Raw genomic sequence first — 17,140 nt, 5'->3', positions numbered from 1 at the left:
GGGCGTCCGGGCCCGGTGACGGCTTCCGGGCCCGGGAGCAGCAGCCTCAGCCGATGCGACGGAAACCGCACCGGAGGACCCGCCACCGCACCGGACGCACGCAGAACGCGCTCGCCTTAGCATTCCGGACGGTGTGCTATGGCCGAATAGCGCGGTTTGCATCCTTTCGGGTGACCGTGGTGGCGGCACCCGGCGGCGGGGGTAGGACCGATCCGTCGCACAGGGGCGGGACGGGGAGGCGTGCGGATGCGCGGACGTACCGGAGGGCGAACCCGTACCCGTCTGCGGTACTGGTTCGACAATTTCCTGGCCCGCAGCACCCTCACCCTGGTGGCCTGCCTGACCCTCGCCTGTCTGGCCGTCGTCGTTCCGGTCAGCGTGGCCCAGGTGCTGGTCGGCAGGCCCGTACCCACCACCTTGGCGGGGCAGGCGGCAGCGGTGTGGACCACCGTCGGTGCCACGCTGCGGATCGGGGGTGCGGTCGGGGCCCCGGCGTACGTCGTGCTGTCCGTACTGCTCGCCCTGGTCAGTCTGCTGTTCGTCTCCACCCTCGTCAGCGTGATCACCACCGGCATGAACGACAAGATCCTCGAACTCCGGCTCGGACGCTCGACGATCGTGGAGCAGCGGCACACCGTCGTTCTCGGCTGGTCGGACCAGGTGTTCCCGGTGATCTCCGAGCTGGCGAAGGCCAACGCCCATCGGCGCAGAGCCACCGTGGCGCTGCTGGCCCCGCGGGACAAGGTGCAGATGGAGGAGGAGATCACCACCAAGGTGGGTGCCACCGGGACCACGCGGGTGGTCTGCCGCAGCGGGTCGCCCACCGACCCCGCCGTCCTGGCCCGGGTCAGCCCGCACACGGCCGCCGCGGTCATCGTCCTGTCGCCGCTCGACCACGAGGGCGACCGGACGGTGGTGCGAACGCTGTTGGCCCTCGGCACCGTCCTCGGCGACACCGCCGCGACCACCGTCGTCGCCGCGGTGCGCGAACCCGCCCACCACACGGCCGCGGTGCTCGCGGCGGGTCCGGGCGGCCGGGTCCTGGACATCGACGCGATCACCGCCCGCCTCCTCGCCCAGTGCTCACGGCAGCCCGGACTGTCCCTGGTGCACCGGGAACTGCTGGACTTCGAGGACAGCGAGTTCCACACCGTCCACGAGCCGGCACTCACCGGCCGGACCTACGGCGAGGCACTGCTGTCCTACGCGCGATCCTGCGTGGTGGGCCTGCTGCGACCCGACGGGCGCCCCGTGCTCAACCCGCCCGCTTCCACGGTGATCGCCGCAGGGGACCACATCGTCCTGATCACGGAGAACGACACCACCGCGGTCGTGTCTCACGAGCCGCTGACGTTCGACGGGAGTGCCGTCGTCGTGGCCGCACCGCGCGAGACCAGGCCGGCGCGGATGCTGCTCATGGGGTGGAACCGCAGGGCACCGCTGATCATCGATCAGCTCGCCCGGTACGGGGGACCGGACGCGCGCCTCGACCTCGTGGCCGTCGGACCGTGGGCCCCGCACGACCTGGACGTCCTGGCCTACGACAGCGTGATCGTGCTGGGCGCGGAGGCGACGGGGAGTGTCAGTACCGCGGACTCCGACTACCACGTACTGGAAACCTTGCTGCACCTGCGGGCCGCCGGGCAGGCCGCGGGCCGGTCACTGCACGTGGCAGCCGAACTGTCCGACGACCGCAACCGGTTGATCGCCCCCATGAGCCCGGCAGCCGATTTCGTCGTCAGCGGCCGGCTCATCAGCCTCCTGATGACACAGATCAGCGAGAACCCCCGCACCGCCGCGCTGTTCGAGGAACTGTTCACCGCCGGCGGCAACAGGGTCCACCTGGGCCCGGCCGCCGACTACGTTCCTCTGGGCCGCGAGGTCGCCTTCGCCGACGTCGTGGCCTCCGGCCGCCGCCGCGACCGGTCCGTCATCGGCTACCGGCTCCACGCGGGGTCGGGCACCACCCCCCGGTTCGGGGTGCGGGTCAACCCCGACAAGGGTGAACGCGTGGCCTTCGGTGCCGCCGACACCGTCATCGCGATCATGCGGGACGATCAGGTCCCGTCCGACGGGTCATGCTCCGAGCCATGAGGGGACGACTGCGGTGGTGAGGTCTCCGTGGAGGACCGCGTCGTCCTGCCCCGGGTACGAGGTGCCTTCCCGCCGACCCGCTCGGGCCGGCCACCGGCAACTGCGGCTCCGGACGAGCCCACCGCGCGTTCGTCGGATCACCCCGCCCCATGACCGGCACCACGAGCCGGCCAGAAGAGCGTGGCGAGGTCCGCCGGACAGCCCTCAGAGACGGCCGCCCGAGGCGGTGTCCGAGGAGAGGCGCTGCGCACAGTAGACGGGGATCACCGAGAGCACCACCAGGGCCGCAGCCACGACGTTGACCACGGGAGCCTGTTGCGGTCGAGCCATGTTGCCGAAGATCCATACGGGGAGCGTCTGCACGCCGGCACCCGCGGTGAACGTGGTCACGACGATCTCGTCGAAGGACAGCGCGAAGGCGAGCAGCCCGCCCGCGAACAGCGCGGACCGCACGAGGGGGAACGTGATGTCGCGGAAGGTCTGGAAGGAGTCGGCGCCCAGGTCGGCCGCCGCCTCCTCGTAGGAAACGGAGGTGCGACGCAGCCGCGCGACCACGTTGTTGAAGACCACCACCACGCAGAAGGTGGCGTGGCCGATGATCACCGTGATGAGCCCCAGCGGGACACCGACCGGCTCCAGCACCGCCCGGAACGCGGTGTTGAGCGCGATGCCCGTGACGACGCCGGGAAGCGCGATCGGCAGGATGACGACGAACGCGATCGCCTCCCGCCCGAAGAAGCGGTAGCGCTGCACCGCGAAGGCGATCGCGGTGCCGAGTACCAGCGCGATCCCGGTGGCCCCCAGTCCGGCCAGTACCGAGGTCCACAGCGCCGAGCGGGCCCCGTGGCTGTGCCAGGCGTCGGCCCACCACTGTGCTGTGAGCCGGGAAGGAGGCCAGCCGAAGCCGGGAGAGGCGTTCAGGGAGTTGAGCACGACCAGCAGCAACGGGAGGTAGAGCACGGCGAAGCCGACACCTGCCGCGATGCGCAACGCCGTCCGAGCCGGTCGGGAGAGTCGCATGGGTCGGTCGCCTTTCCGTGTGCCGGGTGGTCGCGGGGAGGGCCAAGGCGGCTGGGGTGCTCAGAGCGCACGCAGCGCCCCGGTGCGCCGTACCGCCAGCAGGTACAGCACGACGAGGGCGACCGGGATGATGCCCAGTGCCGCTGCGAGCGGCAGGTCGAGCGTGACGTTGGAGTACACGAGGTTGCCGATCAACTGGGTCCTGCCGCCGACGATCTGCACCGCGATGTAGTCGCCGAGACTCAGTGAGAAGGTGAAGACCGATCCTGCCGCGATCGAGGGCACGACCAGCGGAAGCAGGACGGACCTGAAGGTGCGCGACGCCCTCGCTCCCAGGTCGGCGGAGGCGTCGAGCAGGCTGTCGGGCAGGTTGGCCAGGCCGGTGTGGATGGGCAGGATCATGTAGGGCAGCCACAGGTACGCCAGCACGGCGATCACGGCCGGGAGTCCGTAGCCCGGCCCGTGGAGTCCCAGTGGTCGCAGCGCCCAGTCCAGTGGTCCGCCCTCGGACAGGATGATCCGCCACGCGTACGCCTTGACGAGGTAACTCGCCCACAGCGGGGTGAGCACCGCGACCAGCAGCAGGCGACGGTACCGCGGGTGCGCGATCCGAGCCGTGTAGAAGGCGATCGGGAAGGCGACCACGATGTCGACCACCGTCACCCCGACCGCGACTCCGAGGCTGCGCACTGCGACGTCCCGGTACACGCCGGTGGTGAACAGCGTCCTGAAGTTGTCCACGTTCCATGTCCGCACCACATCGGAGGTGAACGGATCGGTCGTCCAGAAGGCGGAGAGGAACAGGGCGGCCAGAGAGCCCAGATAGGCCACGGCCAGCCACGTCAACGGCGCCGACAGCAACATCAGCAGACGGACGCGGGGCCTGCGGTGCAGGGCGCCGGCGAGCGTCCGGCTGAACCCGGAGACGGCGCTCACCCCTTGATGGCGGTCCATGCCTGGACCCACTTCGCGTAGGGCACACAGCTCACGTTCTTCCGGCCGTCCACACACTGCGGAATCGGAGTGGTCCAGAACCACACGCGTTCGTAGTAGGCGCTGTCGCCCGCGTGGTAGTCGGCGCAGAAGTTCTTGTCGATGGTGTAGCGGCAGGCCAACCGGTTGGCCGGCGCCTCACCGAAGTACTGTGCCACCTGCGCGTTGATCTTCGGTGAGACGATCCAGTCCATCCACCGGTAGGCGCAGTTGGGATGCCTGGCCTTGCTGGAGAGCATCCATGTGTCCGACCAGCCGGTGGAGCCCTCGCGCGGCAGGAACGCCTTGACCGGAGCCTTCTCCGCGCGTGCCGTGTTGGCGATGACCTGCCAGGTGGTGCCGATCCGGGAGTCCCCGCTCTTGAACGCGGAGACCTCCTTGAGGTAGTCGCTCCAGTACTCGCCGACATTGGCGTTCTGTTGCCTGAGCAGTGCCACGGACGCGTCGAACTGCTTCTTGTCCAGCGCGTAGGGGTTCCGGATGCCGAGAGACGGCTTGGTCTTCATCAGGTACAGGGCGGCGTCGGCGATGTAGATGGGGGAGTCGTACGCGGTGACGTGGCCGCGGTAGGGGGAGTCCTTCTCGAACACCGTGCCCCACGAGTCGGGTGCGGGCGAGACCTCGTCGGTGCGGTACATGAGCAGGTTGGCACCGTAACCGTGCGGGATGCCGTAGGCGACACCGTCCACGGAGTTCCACTTCTGCATCTTGAGGTTGCTGAACACGTCCTTGTAGTGGGGCACGAGACGCGTGTTAACCGGGGCCGCGTCGCCGGAGGCGACCAGGCGCAGCGAGGCGTCACCGGAGGCCGATACGGCGTCGTACTGACCGGTCTTCATCAGGTTGACCATGTCGTCGGAAGTGCCGGCGATCTTGACGTTGACCCGGCAGCCGGTCTGTTTCTCGAACGGATGGACCCAGTCGACCTTCGGGTCGTCGGAGCCGTCCTCGACGTAACCCGCCCAGGCGATGAGGTTCACCGCGCCTTCGCCCTTGCCGAGCGACTTCTGCGCCGTCATCTCGGGCGGGGTGAAGGGGCCGGCGGCCGTTGATCCGTCCGTGCCGGGGGAGGAGTCGCACGAGGTGGCCAGGGCGATGGCGGCCAGGGCGACGGCTGTGGTGAGCACACGGTTCAGTCGCACGAACTCTCCGTTTCACTTCAGTGGATGGGCAGGTTGTGGCGCCTGAGCCACCGCAACCGGACGCGGGAACCGCGGTAGGCGGACACCTCGGCGGAGCCGGACTCCGTGTTCTGCTGCTGGGCGGTGAGCCGCACGCCCGCGTCGAGGTCCACCAGGAAGCGGGTGGCGTCGCCGAGGTATACGACGTCGGCGACCGTGCCGGCCGCCACGCAGTGGTCGCCGGGCTCGAACACGGCATTCCAGCCGTGCACTTGTATTCTCTCCGGCCGGACGCTGTAGGAGCCCGGCATGCCGATGACGCGCTCGGCCACCTCGTGGGTCAGCAGGTTGGTGGTGCCCACGAAACCTGCGACGAACGCGGTCGCCGGACGCTCGTAGATGTCCGCGGGCGTGCCGACCTGCTCGACCCGGCCGCGGTGCAGCACGGCGATCCTGTCGCTCATGGCCAGTGCCTCCGCCTGGTCGTGAGTCACCAGGACGAAGGTGATGCCGACCTCGCGTTGCAGCTGTTTGAGCTCGACCTGCATCTCCTGCCGCAGTTGCAGGTCCAGTGCTCCGAGGGGCTCGTCGAGCAGCAGGACACCGGGGCGGCCCACCAGTGCCCTGGCCAGGGCGACGCGCTGACGCTGTCCACCGGAGAGCTGGGAGGGGCGCCGCTTGCCGTAGCCCTCCAGGCGCACTGACCGCAGCGCCGCGTGCGTCCGCTCCACACGTTCGCGGCGGGGCACCCCGCGCACCTTGAGTCCGTAGGCGACGTTCTGCTCCACCGTCATGTGCGGGAAGAGCGCGTAGTCCTGGAACACGGTGTGGACGTCCCGCTCGAACGGCGCACGACCGGTGACGTCCCGTCCGGCCAGCTCGATGGTGCCTTCGGTGGGCTCCTCGAAACCGGCGACCATCCGCAGCACCGTGGTCTTGCCGGATCCTGAGGGCCCCAGCAGGGAGAAGAACTCCCCGTCCCCGACCTCCAGGTCGACGCCCGAGACAGCGGTGGTCCGGCCGAACGACTTGCGTACGTTCCGCAGTCGAATCGCGCTTGGCGGCATGAAGGCGGCCTTCCTGGACCCGGCGGGGACTGGATCATAGAGGCACGACGGCATCCCCCGGCAGGGGGCGTTCGCAAGTAATGCACTGCCCCACGAGAGCGCGTCACAATCATCGAAGTCCGCCTCGCGCGCACCGGGAGCCGGCATCCGTGTCATGCCACGGAACAGGTGTGTGAAGGACGGCCGCAGGGCTCACCGTAGTCCCGGAGCCCGCGGACGAGCCGGTTACCGGGGGCCCGGGGCACGGCAGTTGAAGCCGGAACACCCGTCCGACCGAAGGCCTGGTCGTCCCCGCGCTGCGGTCACAGTGCCAGTCGGCCGAGCCGCCGATCAGCCGAGCCGTGCGGCGATGGTCCGTGCGCACTGCATCGACTCGGCGTGCGTGGTGTCCACCTCCAGGTCGTAGACCACGCCCCGGTGGACCACATCCGCCTGGGACGCCGCCATGCCGGCGACCCGATCGCCCCGTGCGACCTCACGACCTGCGGCAACCGCACTGTCACACCGGACACCGACCCACACCACCCGAAGTCCGCCCAGAGCCTTCCGCCATCGCCCCTGTGAGTCCGCTCCGCCGAGGAAGACCTCGTCGACGATCACCCGGGCCCCCGCACGGGCCATGGCGGCGACCCCTTCGATCCATGCCGCTTCCAGGGCCCGGAACTCCGGGCCGATGGCCACCCGTCCGTCCGGAGCGAACTCGATGCCCGCATCCGACGCCCGCATGGACGCGGGCATCGCGTCGACCAGCGTGTCGGTCCCGAGGGCCAGCCACGGTTCCGGCAGGACCGCCTGCAGACACCGGGCGATACCGGATTTCCCCGAGCTGGAACCACCGTTGAGTACGATCACGTCAGCCGTCACCGCGCCACAGTAGAGGAAGCGCAGCAACCGTCGAAGCGGTTTCCCGCGAAGGCTGCCGGCCTGCCGGAACCGGTACACCTTCACGATCACAGCACCAGCAGGCGTTTCCAGCGCTCGCCGCCGGCCTCCGTTGCCACAGGCGGTGCCTCCCCACCACCTCGGGACGCATCCGCACCGGCCACGCGGCACGGCTCCCGGCGCGCGAGGGCCACCACGTCGGGCACGCCCATGACACCTCCGGCGATGCCGACGCAGCCCCGGGCCTTGTCAGCCGGCCGAGGGGAGGAGGCTGGTGCGGTCGAACGGGCCACCGTGCTCGGCGGCGTACACGACGGCGTCGTTGACAGCGTCAAGGCCGAACGACCGGACCCGTTCGGGGGCGAGGGCCAGAGCGCCCGAGGCGAGCAGACGGATGATGCCGACGTTGGCTGTGCGCGGGTACATCCACTGCCCGCGCACGGTGATCGAGTTGCGCATGATCCACGGGTAGGGGAGTGCGAGGTCGTCGCCACCGAGCATGCCGACGCCGCCCATGAGGACGACGCGGCCGTACTCGCGCACGGTCATGGCCGCCGTGCGCGACACCGAGCTGGGTGCGCTCGGCGGGAGCATGTCGATCACCATGTCGACCGGGCCGTCGGCGGCCGCGGACATCGCCGCGCGGTCGGTTGCCTCGTCTCCGGTCAGCTGGACCGGGCACAACCGTGGACCGAACCGGTCGGCCAGGAGGCGGAGCACGGCCTGGTTGCGGCCGGGGGCGACCACGCGGCCGGCACCCATCGCGAGGGCGACCGCAACCGCGCTGCTGCCGAGGTTGCCGGTGGCCCCGCTGACGAGCAGCGTCTCGCCGGCTGCGAGCCCGCCCGCCAGCAATCCCCCGTAGGAGATGGTGTGCACGGTGAGCGCGGCCCAGCGGGCCGGATCGTCGCCTGCCGCGGTGGGCAACGGGAAGACGTTCTCCGTCGGGACCCGCATGAGTTCGGCGAACGCACCGTCGTGCAGGTGCCGGGCGAGACGCGCGCCGCCCTCGCCGCGCGAGCTCCAGCCCTGGAGCGTGATGTCGGGCGTCAGGGCGTCGTCCCGCGAGCGCACCGTCGAGTCGCACCACACCAGGTCGCCGACGCGCAGCCTGGTGGCGTCCGGACCGACGTGGACGATCCGCCCCACGCCGCCGACACCGGGCACGACAGGAGGGACGAGGGGGTAGTTCCGCTTGCCGCCGAAGACTTCGGCCGCGTAGGGCGCCACGCCGGCGGCGAGGACCTCGACCACCACCTCACCGCCCCCGGCCGCGGGGTCGGGCACCTCCCGCACCGTGAGCGGGGCGCCGAACTCCGTCAGAACTGCTGCTCGCACCTGATGACCTCCGTGTTCGTCCCTGTTCGCGGGATCGACACTAGGAGCCGGAGGGGCATGCGGGAAGCGAGGATCTAGCATCTGTGGTATGCGTATACCGCATGGACATCTCCAGCGCGGGACTGCGGGTCCTGCGGCAGATCGCCGAGTCGGGCAGTTTCACCGCGGCAGCTGCCCGACTCGGCTACACGCAGTCGGCCGTCTCACGCCAGGCCGCCGCCCTCGAACGCAGCGTCGGCACCGCCCTGTTCGAGCGCCGCCCGGACGGGGTGCGGCTCACTCCCTCCGGCCTGACCCTGCTGCGGCACGCCCATACGGTCCTGGCCTCGCTCGCAACGGCTGAGCGTGCACTCACCGGGGCCCTCCCGCGGACCGAACTGGTGCGGCTCGGAGTGGTCCCGAGCGCAGGCGCGGCGGTCCTGCCCGCCGCACTCGCCCACCTCGCGGCCGCCGACCCGCAGATCACGGCCCGCACCAGCGAGGGCACCACGCCCACCCTGATCCGGGCGCTGCGCGCGGGCTCGCTCGACCTCGCCGTACTGACGTCCCGGCCACCCCACCGGCCCTTCGACGGTGACTCGCCGCGCCTGCACGTCGAGACCGTCGCGGACACCGAACTGGCCGTGGCGGTGCCCTCGACCGGGGAGTTCGCCGGCCGCACCACCGTGCACGTCGACGAGCTGGTCGACGCCGGGTGGATCGCCACCCCCTCGTCGAGCTCCGAGCCGCTGCTCGGCGTCTGGCCCGGCCTGCCCGGACGGCCTCGCGTCGTCCACACCGCGCGCGACTGGCTGACGAAGCTCCAGCTGGTCGCCGGAGGCTTCGGCGTGACGACGGTGCCGTCCCGGCTCTCACCGGTGCTGCCGACCGGGGTGAGCCTGCTGCGCGTCGACGGGGTGCCCTCCGAGATCCGCCGGGTGCTCGTGGCCCGCCTCCCCGGCCACCCCACCCCGGCGATCGCCGCCGTCACCCGAGCGATCACTGCGACCGCCTGAACCGCCACCAAGGCCGGGCACCTGACGGGACAGGAGAGCACCGGGGGGAGTCCCGGGAGTACGCCGGGCCACACCGTATCCAGGGCCGCAGCACTCGGCGCGAAGAGCGCTCCGATGGTGGTCAGCGTGTGGAGGTCGTGCCACTCCCAGCGAGTGAAGCGGTGCGCCTCGGCCACCTCGGGCGTGCCGTTCCAGGTGGAGACGCGGACCACGGCGGTGACCCTTCGGACGTCTGCGCGGTCGTCGTGCAGGATCGTCAGCAGATGGGTGTCCTCGACGCCGGCACACAGCGTGGTCTCCTCGGCCAGCTCCCGCACCGCCGCCTGCTGCACGGACTCGCCGGTCTCGACGCGCCCGCCGGGCAGCTCACACATGCCGCGGGTGGATCGCCCCAGCAGGACACGGCCGTTGCCGTCCGCCACCACCACCGCCGAGCCGAGGATCGCCTGCGGTGCCGGGACGCCCTTCTCCACTACCTCGTACGTGCCGCCCGGGCCCCGCAGCACCAGGAACTCCAACCCGTCGGCGTCGGATCGCCGTACCTGTTCCCAGCCCTGCGTGAGCAGTGCCACCTCCGTCTCGTCGAGGGCGGTCAGCCTCCGCTCCTCGGGGGTGCGTGCTTCGAGGGGGGTGATGACGACCAGGGCCCCTCCGGCGCGCAGGCGGGACGCGAGATCCCGCAGCACCCTGGTGCGGTCCTGTACGAAGGCGAGCACCAGGCGAAGGGTGATCAGGTCATAACCCTCCTCGTGCAGCCGGTCGGTGTCATCGCCTTCGATGTCCAGACACCTCCACCGCACCCGCGCGCCCGCGTGTTCCGTGCGAGCGCGAACCAAGGCGCCTTCGGCGAAGTCGACGGCGTCGACCTCGTAGCCGAGTGCAGCGAGGTAGGCGGCGAGCTCACCGGTACCGCACCCCACGTCCAGTGCCCGGCCGCCTCGGGAGGCGGGCGTGTGCCGGGTCAACAGCTCGCGCTCCACCTCCCGCAGAGGCCGAAAGCCCTTCCCCTCGTCGTAGTGCGTGGACCAGTCCGAGCGGTTGTACGCCACGAGGTGCTCCTCAGCAGCGGTGAGGGGACTCGATTGCCGGGGTGGTCCTGGTGTGCCGGCAGGCAGGACGGCGCAGTCCGCGCTCGGGCGAACCTGGCAGCGTGAAGGAGAAGGGTGAGGCATGACGATCCCTTTCAGGCCGAGAGGTGCGAGGGCGGCCTGGGGAGGTGGCGTGGCTGCGTCAGCTCGCCGTCTCCTGCTTGGGAGAGTGGACGCCGCGGGGGCCGGGAAGCAGGTCGGCTCCGGGGGCGATTCCGTACTGGGCGGCCTGGGCGTGGAACATGCCCTGATACAGGCCGCCCTCGCGTGCCATGAGGTCTTCGTGGTCGCCGTCCTCGACGACACACCCCTGGTCGAGCACGTAGATGTGGTCGGCCTTCATGGTCGCGGCGAGCCGGTGGGTGACGAGCACGACCGCGTGGCCCTGCTCGGCCATCGACCACAGCCCCTGGAACGAGGCGATTTCCGCATGCGGGTCCAGCGCACTGGTGGGCTCATCGACCAGCAGGAACGGCGCCTGCCGGTACCGGATACGCGCGGTCCCCAGCTTCTGCCACTGACCGCCCGAGAGCTGCACGCCGCGTTCGTAGCCCTTGAAGACGATCGAGTCCCAGCCGTGCGGGAGGCCCTCGATCAGGTCGAGCACGCCTGCCTCCGCAGTGGCCGTGCGCACGCGGTCCATGTCCCGGGGGCGGTCGCCGGCGCCGATGGCCACGTTCGCCGCCGCCGTCATCTCCCAGCGCGGGAAGTCCTGCGCCAGCACCCCGACCGCGGCGAAGACCTGGGACCGGTCCGCCTCACGGAGCTCGACAGGGCGGCCCGAGTCGCCCTCCCACCACACGCTTCCCTGCGAGGGCAGCAGAAGGCCGGCCAGCACCTTCGTCAAGGTGGTCTTCCCCGACCCGTTGGCCCCCACCAGAGCCGTCACCTTCCCCCGGGGAATGCGCACGCTGACGTCCTGCAGGGCGGGGGAGTCCGCCCCGGGGTAGGTGAACGACACCGCCTCCGTGCGTACCTCCCGCACCGGCGTGGGCAACGGCGTTCCGGTCAGCGGGATGGCGTTCTCCCCTGCCACCCTGATGGCGTCCTCCGTGTCGGTGAGGTAGAGCAGCTCCTCGTACAGCCGGTTGACCTGCTGCACCAGCGACGTGAGCCGCGCCGTCGAGGTGCGGATGGCGATCACCGCGGTCCCGCCGACGGCGAGCGGCAGACCTCCGGTCGCCAGCAGCCACCACAGCACGCCGTAACAGGCCAGCGATGCCAGGCCGGCGAAGGCTCCCGCGACCAGGTCCGTGGATGCCTGCGCCCGGGCCAGGCGCCGCTGTTCGGCCTCCGTCTGCCGCGACATCTCCTCGTAGCCGGACAGCAGCTTTCTGCCGGCGGCGTGCACGCGAAGCTCCCCGGCGGCGTGCGGGCGGGTCAGGTAGGCCAGCAGGGAGGCGATCGCCCTGCGGTGGTCGACCCAGTTCAGCCGCGAGAGGTAGTCCCGGCGCGCGGAGCGGACCGCCCCCCACCCCTTGGGCAGGGCGATCGCCAGCAGCATCGGCAGCAGCGCCCAGTGCAGCGCCGCGAGTACGACCGCAGCCGCCGCCATGCCGATCACCACGTTGCCCACACCGACCGACAGCCGCAGCATGCTGCGGGCGGAGTCAGTGCCGAACCTCCCCGCTTCCAGTACCCGCTGGACCTCCGGCCGTTCTGTCGCCTCCACCTCCACACCGGTGACGGCCGTGTAGTACCGGGCGGACACCGCCCGCTCCACCTGCGGTTCAAGACGCCCGGACATGGCCGTCGACCACGCCGACAGTGCCGCAGTGGCCACCGCGGCGAAGGCGAGCACCGCCAGCGACGGCAGTGCCTCGCGGAGCTTGTCCGCGGTCGGGCCGTCGGCGAACAGCTGTGTGAGGACGCTGTTGACCGCCACCAGGCCCCAGCCGGCCGTCACGCCCTGCCCGAGCTGCGCCACCACGACGCCGGTGAGCGCCCGGGGGTCCGTCTGCCATCCGGTGCGCAGCACCGTCCCCACCATGCGGGGGAGCGCGGCTGCCATGCGCCCGAATCTCAGTCGCGCCACCGAGCCTTCATGACGGACCCAGGACTGGTCGTAGCGCAGCCGGCCGCCGTAGAGCTCCCGTTCAGCGTCCGAGACGGTGCCGGAGGACACGGCTTCCGGCGGTTCTGCCGTCTCGTCGCCACTTGATGCCACTGACGTCACTGTCTTCCCCCTCGCGGACGGTACGGGCCGTGTCGGGGTGTTCAACGACGGCGCCGCGATGTCGAACGCATGCTCTTTCGGACGAGTTCGGCGTCCGCGTACAAGCGGTTCTCCGCAGGGGTGCAGTGCACCGGCCCTTGCCGCACAAGCGATCGAGGGCGGGGCGAGCCTGGCCGAAACGCCGATGCTCGGGCGCTGCCGCTGTGTGCGGTCGGATCGGAGCGACTCTCCAGCTACCGGAGGAGCCCTGATCCGGGTCCTGCCGTGTGCGCCCGGACGCGAAGCTCCCGCCGGTGACCCGGCGGGAGCTTCTGTCCGGCGTCGTCAGTTCCCTGGCGGCCGTCCGCACCGTCCGGCGTGCGGACGCGTCACTTCACGGTGACGAAAACCGTGTTCGAGTGCACGTTCGCCGCGACGGTACGCATGGACTTCTTGCCGGAAGTCCTGAAGTCGTCCTTGATGGTGTAGGCGTTGTTCGTGATGGTGTCCGTCTTGCCCTGCACGTTGGTCCAGTGATTGCCGATCAGCTGCTGGAGCTGCACCCTGGTACCGGCCCTGATGCCGGAGGTCCGGCCTGAATACTCCACCTCCTCGCGCACTTTGACCGTCCGGGGATTCGCCTGGAGCTTGTTCGTGGCGGGTGCCGCGATCGTGGGGTTCCCCGTTCGCGGGGAACTGGTGGTCGCGTGCGCGGCGGGGACAGTGGCCAGGGCGGAGACGACCGCAAGCCCTGCCACGGTCCGGAGCACCACAGATGGACGCATGCTTTCCTCTTCTCAGGCGGGACCACGGATCGCGGTCCTTTCGCGATCGGTATCCCCGAGAAGGGCCCCGTCAGTCGGCAAGCCGCCCGATGTGGGGACGGCAGGGCGGCGGAATTCCACGCCGGTACGTGCCTGGTGGCATCACCGCGCACGGGGAGCGTGCGGGGGGCGTGAAAACTGGAGAAGGAGGAAGAAGCAGAAACCTCCGCACATCCGTCTCCGTGTGTCCGCGGTGTCGATGCGGATGCCGATGGCGCGACGTGAGGCACCGAACGATTCGCCTGGATAAACGATTCCCCCGGTCCTCCGTCCTCAACCCGCCACTTCCGGATTCCGCGAAGAAAGCATTCGGCCTGCCGGGCATTTTGTCGTCCGACGACACGGGGCGAACGTCCTCACCGGGCCCGGCAGCACCGGCGTCGCCGGACGGGTTGCCCCGGGGACGCGACGGGGGCGCCGGCCCCGTGCGACAGGTGGTGGGCGGCAGGCCCCCTTGAGGCGCTCGCCGGCTCGCGGGGGGTGGGCACGGCATCCGCCGGCTTGCCGTGTCGGGCCGGGCTGTGTGTCGGGTGCCGGGCTTTGGGGAAGGTTTTACGCGCACGCACGCAACTGGGGTCCGCCTCCCAGGTGTCTGGCAGTGAGGTGGGCCCGTCAGGGCTGGACAGCTAAAGAGTGGGGCAGGTCGTGGGACGGCGCAACGGCGGCATAGGTATGGCACTGGCCACGGGTGTGATGCTGGTGGGTGTGAGCGCCTGCAGCGGAGGCGGCAGCACGCAGGCGAGCGGGGACGACGCGAAGGCGTCGGACAAGCCGGGTGCGAGCGCCTCCCCCTCCCCGACGAAGCCCGCGGGGCCGCCGATGCTGCTGGAGACGATCACCCCGCAGACAGGCACCACGGTCGGTGTGGCCATGCCGATCTCGGTGGTCTTCACCAATCCGGTGGCGCAGAAGGCCCGGGCCGCGGTCGAGAAGCACATGAAGGTGAGTGCCTCGCAGCCGGTGGCCGGCGCCTGGCACTGGTTCGGTGACAAGCGTGCCGACTGGCGCCCCAAGACGTACTGGCCCTCCGGCACCAAGGTGAAGGTCGAGGCCGACATGAAGGGCGTCAGCAACGGCAACGGACGCTACGGCGTGCACAGTTACACGCACACCTTCAAAGTCGGCGACGACGTGCGCGCGGACGTCTCGGTGACCGGCCACACCATGAAGGTGACCCGCAACGGCGCGACGGTGCGCACCCTGCCGATCAACGCCGGCAGCGCCCAGTACCCGACGTGGAACGGCACGATGGCCGTCATCGACAAGCAGGAGAAGGTCCACATGACCTCCTGCAGCGTGGGCATCAGCTGCCAGAAGGGCAGCGCCAACTACTACGACCTGACGCTGCCCTGGGACGTCCACCTGACCCAGTCCGGCACCTACGTGCACTACTCGACCGGCGACCCCCAGCCGGGCAGCGGCAGCGCCCGGGGCTCGCACGGCTGCGTCCACCTGTCCCTCTCCAACGCCAAGTGGTTCTACGGCCAGGTCAAGCAGGGCGACCCGGTCACCATCACCGGCTCCCCCCGGGCCAAGGCCCCGGCCGACAACGGCTACGCCGCGTTCAACCTGGACTGGGACCAGTGGCTCGCGGGCAGCGCGTCAGGAGAGGGCACGACCTCAACGCTGTGAGGCACTGACGCCGGCGGTTCGGGGGCCCTCGGGACGAGACCGGCTCGGCGGGCTCCCGCACTGTCACGCCCCGCCCGCGCTGCCACGCCCCCGGTACCGGGGCCCCGGAAGGCTCCGAAGGCGTCCGCCGGGCCGCGCCGCCGCAGGGTCTGCACGGCCGGTGTCACGGAGTGTCCGGCGTGCGGTAGCCGGAGAACTCCGGATCGGCGGAGAGGCGCTGTGCGGCGGCGCTGAAGTAGTGCTCGTCCGGCGCCCGTACACCGGTTCCCTCGACGATCCGGTTCATCAGGTTGAACAGGGCGCACACGGACACCGCGTCGTACAGGGTCCGCTGCTGCCAGCCGCAGTCGAGGACGGCCTCGGCGTCGGCTGCGGTCATGCGGCTCGGTTCCCGGGTGAGCTTGCGCACGTAGGCGAACAGCGGCTTCAAGGACTCGCGCACCGGTGCGGTGGCGACGTCCACCAGCAGCGCGGTGAGGAGGCCGGGCTCGATGCCGAAACGCTCGGCGACCGCCCCGTGCACCCCGCAGCAGTAGTGGCACGCGTTCAGCCCCGACACGAACGCGGCGATCAGCTCCCGTTCCCCCACGGTGAGTTCGGACGGACCGCGGAGTACGACCTGGTGGTAGTCGATCAGCGGACCCGCGGGCTCGGGAAACGTCTTCAGTACGTCCATGACGGTGGCGTCGGCGGGCAGTGCGGACAGGAAGGCCACGGGTTCCTCCTCGGTTGCGGGGCCGGGCGGGGGAGGGCGGTCAGGTCTCAGGAGCGGTGGTCGACGGCTGCGTCGCCGGGCTGGGCCGGGCCCCGCGCGGCGGCGTGCCGGGCCGCCGCCTCACCTCGCTCCCATGAGCACACCGGGGTTGACCACACACACCTGGTGCGCCTGCTCCTCGCTGAGTCCGAACGCCCGCATGTGGGCCCGCACCAAGCGGATGGCCTCGACGGTGTGCGGGAACAGCGGCTCGCCGGCGTCGCTGGACAAGGTGACGCGGTCGGTGCCCAGCTCCAGGACGGCTGCGGCCATGTCGGCCGGGTTGACGCCGAGCAGCGGGGAGATCTCGTCGTAGGTGAAGTTCATGTAGACACCCGCCGACGTCAACTCCCGCATCTGGGCGACCGTCAGATCGATGACCGGGCTGAAGGGATGGTCCACCACGGCCTTGGTGATGTTCAGCTCGCGCACCACCTCGGCCATGGCGAAGATCTCCTCGTGGGTCGCGTGCCCGAAGGAGACCATCACGTCGTGGTCGGCGGCCATCGCGAAGACCTCCCGGTACTCCGGCTTGAGCCGGCCGCGCGCGTCCAGTGTGTGCTCACCGACCTTGAGGGCCTGCTCCCAGGGCAGCGGGTCGCTCCACTCGCCCGGGTCGGTGCTGCCGCCCCACCAGATCGGCGGCCCACCGACCTTGCTGAGCGTGTTGGCGCTGCGGAAGACCGGCATCCACACCGCCTTGACGCCGTCCGCCAACTGGGTGCGGGCGGCCTCCAGCATCGGCAGCCCCTTGGTGAAGCTGGTGATCCAGCCCGCCCACAGGCTGATCGGCGCCACGCCGGTCTCCTCGCACCAGCGCCGCAGGTCGGCGTCGACCTCCCGGATCACCCCGGCGGGGCCGGCCACGTCCGGACGCCTCATGCCCAGGCTGCTCTTGAACAGCAGTCCGCCCATGCCGCTCGCGGCGGCCGTCTTGGCCACCGCGAGCGCGTCCTGCTGGCCCTCGTGGGCGTGGCAGTGGATGTCGATCGCGCCTTCCACGCCGTGGACGGCCGGCGGCTGCAGCGGCGTGTCGCGGTAGCCCATGCGGGCCCGGTAGGCGGCCAGGAAACGGTCGTGGGGGGCGCTGTTGGGACGGCGGAGCCCGGCCTCGGCCATCAGCTCCCGGTCACCGGAGATGTCGTCCATGATCCTCGTTCGCCTTCCGTGTGGGTGG

General features: G+C 70.7%; 13 protein-coding genes and 1 pseudogene. 3 read left to right on the top strand and 11 right to left on the bottom strand.

The features are described 5' to 3' along the window. Positions 1 to 246 precede the first annotated feature (246 nt). Positions 247 to 2,094 carry an NAD-binding lipoprotein gene (locus tag ACFV3R_RS19060; protein ID WP_385583830.1) on the top strand — a complete coding sequence of 616 codons (1,848 nt, stop codon included), beginning with the start codon at positions 247 to 249 and terminating at the stop codon, positions 2,092 to 2,094. A 204-nt stretch (positions 2,095 to 2,298) separates the two neighbouring features. Here the strand turns inward: ACFV3R_RS19060 and ACFV3R_RS19055 are convergent, their stop codons facing one another. The 6 genes from ACFV3R_RS19055 to ACFV3R_RS19030 form a co-directional block, all read right to left on the bottom strand. After that, a complete protein-coding gene (locus ACFV3R_RS19055; protein ID WP_385583827.1) occupies positions 2,299 to 3,114 on the bottom strand; it encodes an ABC transporter permease in 816 nt (271 codons plus the stop codon). A gap of 60 nt (positions 3,115 to 3,174) precedes the next feature. Continuing rightward, positions 3,175 to 3,978: an ABC transporter permease gene (locus tag ACFV3R_RS19050; protein WP_385583865.1), complete on the bottom strand. Its 804-nt coding sequence runs from the start codon at positions 3,976 to 3,978 to the stop codon at positions 3,175 to 3,177. Between the two features lie 68 nt (positions 3,979 to 4,046). Then, positions 4,047 to 5,249 (bottom strand): ABC transporter substrate-binding protein, encoded by a 1,203-nt coding sequence (locus ACFV3R_RS19045; protein ID WP_385583822.1) that lies wholly within the window; start codon positions 5,247 to 5,249, stop codon positions 4,047 to 4,049. A 17-nt stretch (positions 5,250 to 5,266) separates the two neighbouring features. Beyond that, complete coding sequence (locus tag ACFV3R_RS19040) at positions 5,267 to 6,295, bottom strand: ABC transporter ATP-binding protein (protein ID WP_385583819.1); 1,029 nt, start codon at positions 6,293 to 6,295, stop codon at positions 5,267 to 5,269. Positions 6,296 to 6,625: 330 nt separating this feature from the next. After that, positions 6,626 to 7,159: a chloramphenicol phosphotransferase CPT gene (cpt, locus tag ACFV3R_RS19035; protein WP_385583816.1), complete on the bottom strand. Its 534-nt coding sequence runs from the start codon at positions 7,157 to 7,159 to the stop codon at positions 6,626 to 6,628. A gap of 267 nt (positions 7,160 to 7,426) precedes the next feature. Next, positions 7,427 to 8,515, bottom strand: a complete 1,089-nt coding sequence (locus ACFV3R_RS19030; RefSeq protein ID WP_385583813.1) for an alcohol dehydrogenase catalytic domain-containing protein — start codon at positions 8,513 to 8,515, stop codon at positions 7,427 to 7,429. 101 nt (positions 8,516 to 8,616) lie between these two features. On the opposite strand from ACFV3R_RS19030, the gene ACFV3R_RS19025 reads away from it, so the two are divergent. Then, positions 8,617 to 9,510 (top strand): LysR family transcriptional regulator, encoded by an 894-nt coding sequence (locus tag ACFV3R_RS19025; protein ID WP_385583811.1) that lies wholly within the window; start codon positions 8,617 to 8,619, stop codon positions 9,508 to 9,510. A gap of 134 nt (positions 9,511 to 9,644) precedes the next feature. On the opposite strand, the pseudogene ACFV3R_RS19020 reads toward ACFV3R_RS19025, so the two are convergent. The 3 genes and pseudogenes from ACFV3R_RS19020 to ACFV3R_RS19010 form a co-directional block, all read right to left on the bottom strand. Next, a pseudogene (locus ACFV3R_RS19020) lies at positions 9,645 to 10,682 on the bottom strand (methyltransferase); the annotation flags it as partial. A gap of 58 nt (positions 10,683 to 10,740) precedes the next feature. Continuing rightward, a complete protein-coding gene (locus ACFV3R_RS19015; RefSeq protein ID WP_385583808.1) occupies positions 10,741 to 12,765 on the bottom strand; it encodes an ATP-binding cassette domain-containing protein in 2,025 nt (674 codons plus the stop codon). 377 nt (positions 12,766 to 13,142) lie between these two features. After that, on the bottom strand, positions 13,143 to 13,538 hold the full coding sequence (locus ACFV3R_RS19010) for a hypothetical protein (RefSeq protein WP_385583806.1): 396 nt from the start codon (positions 13,536 to 13,538) through the stop codon (positions 13,143 to 13,145). A 732-nt stretch (positions 13,539 to 14,270) separates the two neighbouring features. On the opposite strand from ACFV3R_RS19010, the gene ACFV3R_RS19005 reads away from it, so the two are divergent. Continuing rightward, positions 14,271 to 15,209 (top strand): Ig-like domain-containing protein, encoded by a 939-nt coding sequence (locus ACFV3R_RS19005; protein ID WP_385583861.1) that lies wholly within the window; start codon positions 14,271 to 14,273, stop codon positions 15,207 to 15,209. A 163-nt stretch (positions 15,210 to 15,372) separates the two neighbouring features. Here the strand turns inward: ACFV3R_RS19005 and ACFV3R_RS19000 are convergent, their stop codons facing one another. Beyond that, complete coding sequence (locus ACFV3R_RS19000) at positions 15,373 to 15,924, bottom strand: carboxymuconolactone decarboxylase family protein (protein WP_385583803.1); 552 nt, start codon at positions 15,922 to 15,924, stop codon at positions 15,373 to 15,375. A gap of 120 nt (positions 15,925 to 16,044) precedes the next feature. After that, complete coding sequence (locus ACFV3R_RS18995) at positions 16,045 to 17,112, bottom strand: DUF6282 family protein (protein WP_385583800.1); 1,068 nt, start codon at positions 17,110 to 17,112, stop codon at positions 16,045 to 16,047. Between the last annotated feature and the right edge of the window lie 28 nt (positions 17,113 to 17,140).

This window comes from Streptomyces sp. NPDC059740 (assembly GCF_042733155.1).
GTDB lineage: Bacteria > Actinomycetota > Actinomycetes > Streptomycetales > Streptomycetaceae > Streptomyces.
The sequence above is the reverse complement of the archived record's forward strand: the minus strand, read 5'-3'. Positions and strand labels throughout refer to the sequence as shown.

What these genes read in the sequence shown, in the direction of transcription:
- ACFV3R_RS19060 (WP_385583830.1), top strand. Translation starts at nt 247, where the DNA reads ATGCGCGGACGTACCGGAGGGCGAACCCGTACCCGTCTGCGGTACTGG.
- ACFV3R_RS19055 (WP_385583827.1), bottom strand. Translation starts at nt 3,114, where the DNA reads ATGCGACTCTCCCGACCGGCTCGGACGGCGTTGCGCATCGCGGCAGGT.
- ACFV3R_RS19050 (WP_385583865.1), bottom strand. Translation starts at nt 3,978, where the DNA reads ATGTTGCTGTCGGCGCCGTTGACGTGGCTGGCCGTGGCCTATCTGGGC.
- ACFV3R_RS19040 (WP_385583819.1), bottom strand. Translation starts at nt 6,295, where the DNA reads ATGCCGCCAAGCGCGATTCGACTGCGGAACGTACGCAAGTCGTTCGGC.
- ACFV3R_RS19025 (WP_385583811.1), top strand. Translation starts at nt 8,617, where the DNA reads ATGGACATCTCCAGCGCGGGACTGCGGGTCCTGCGGCAGATCGCCGAG.
- ACFV3R_RS19010 (WP_385583806.1), bottom strand. Translation starts at nt 13,538, where the DNA reads ATGCGTCCATCTGTGGTGCTCCGGACCGTGGCAGGGCTTGCGGTCGTC.
- ACFV3R_RS19005 (WP_385583861.1), top strand. Translation starts at nt 14,271, where the DNA reads ATGCTGGTGGGTGTGAGCGCCTGCAGCGGAGGCGGCAGCACGCAGGCG.
- ACFV3R_RS18995 (WP_385583800.1), bottom strand. Translation starts at nt 17,112, where the DNA reads ATGGACGACATCTCCGGTGACCGGGAGCTGATGGCCGAGGCCGGGCTC.